1 protein-coding gene and 1 pseudogene are annotated in these 1553 nt (G+C 66.8%); both read right to left on the reverse strand.

The window, feature by feature from the left end; translation table 11 throughout:
- On the reverse strand, positions 1 to 221 hold a 221-nt coding region (locus J5F18_RS06970; protein WP_346301554.1), incomplete at its 3' end, for a nitrite reductase (NAD(P)H) small subunit.
- Positions 222 to 364: 143 nt separating this feature from the next.
- Positions 365 to 1553: pseudogene (locus J5F18_RS06975) on the reverse strand (nitrite reductase (NAD(P)H)); the annotation flags it as partial.

The following is a 1553-nucleotide window of genomic DNA, read 5'->3' on the forward strand; positions in this document are numbered from 1 at the left end:
ATGCCGCGGGCGATGACGTTGGCGCTGGAGAAAGGGTCGTGGTGGTCGATGGCGTAGAGTTCCTGGGCGTGGCCGGGAAGGTAGAAAACGGCTACTTGTGCGGGGCCTTCCGGGGTTTCCACCCAGGCGGCGACGCCGGAGTAGGGCACCAGGTCGGCGCGGGTGCAGAGGCGTTGCCAGGTCTGGGTCATCGTGTTGGCTGCTGCGGTAGCGGTGGTCATGAAAAAACTCCTGGTTCGGTCGACAAAGGGCGCCTGTCGGCGCCAATCGCCCGGCGGAGCCGGCCTCCCACGGGATTCCCCACCGCGGTGGGAGAAACGCCTTGTGGGAGGGCGCTTTAGCGCGCGAATGCCGGATTGATCGATCAGGCCGGGCGGAGCTGCCCGCGCTCGGTGGTATAGATGATGTCCGGGTCCGGGCGGGCGTCGTTGACGAAGCTGCGGAAGCGCTTGAGTTTCTCGGGGTCGCTGATGGCGCCCGCCCACTCGCACTCGTAGGTGTCGACCACGGCCTGCATCTGACGCTCCAGCTCGTCACCAATGCCAAGGCTGTCCTCGAGGATCACCTCCTTGAGGTAGTCCAGGCCGCCTTCCAGGTTCTCGCGCCACACCGAGGTGCGCTGCAGGCGGTCGGCGGTGCGGATGTAGAACATCAGGAAGCGATCGATGTAGCGGAACAGCTCCTCGTCGCTGAGATCGGTGGCGAACAGCTCGGCATGGCGGGGGCGCATGCCGCCGTTGCCGCAGACGTAGAGGTTCCAGCCGTTCTCGGTGGCGATCACGCCGACGTCCTTGCTCTGGGCCTCGGCGCACTCGCGGGTGCAGCCGGAAACGGCGAACTTGAGCTTGTGGGGGGCGCGCAGGCCCTTGTAGCGGTGCTCGATTTCGATCGCCATGCCCACGCTGTCCTGCACGCCGTAGCGGCACCAGGTGCTGCCCACGCAGGACTTCACGGTACGGGTCGACTTGCCGTAGGCGTGGCCGGTCTCGAAGCCGGCTTCGATCAGCTCGCCCCAGATCGCCGGCAGGTCCTCCAGGCGGGCGCCGAACAGGTCGATGCGCTGGCCGCCGGTGATCTTGGTGTAGAGGTCGTACTTCTGCGCCACCTGGCCCAGCACCACCAGCTTGTCGGGGGTGATCTCCCCGCCGGCGATGCGCGGCACCACCGAGTAGGTGCCGTTCTTCTGCATGTTGGCCATGAAGGTGTCGTTGGTGTCCTGCAGCGGGATATGGGCCGCGTCGGTGATCGGCTCGTTGAAGCAGGAGGCGAGTATCGAGGCCGCCGCCGGCTTGCAGATGTCGCAGCCCAGGCCGTGGGTGTCGGCGTTGCCGTGCTTCTCCATCAGCTCGCTGAAGGTCTTGATGCCCTCCACCCGCACGATGTCGTAGAGCTCCTGGCGAGTATGGGAGAAGTGCTCGCAGATCGACTTGTCGACCTCCACGCCGCGGCTCTCCAGCTCGTGGTCCACCAGGGTCTTGAGCAGGGCGGCGCAGCCGCCGCAGCCGGTGCTGGCCTTGGTGGAGCCCTTCACCGCGCCGAGGTCCTCGGCGCCG

The sequence above is a fragment of the Halomonas sp. BM-2019 genome, from assembly GCF_017584085.1.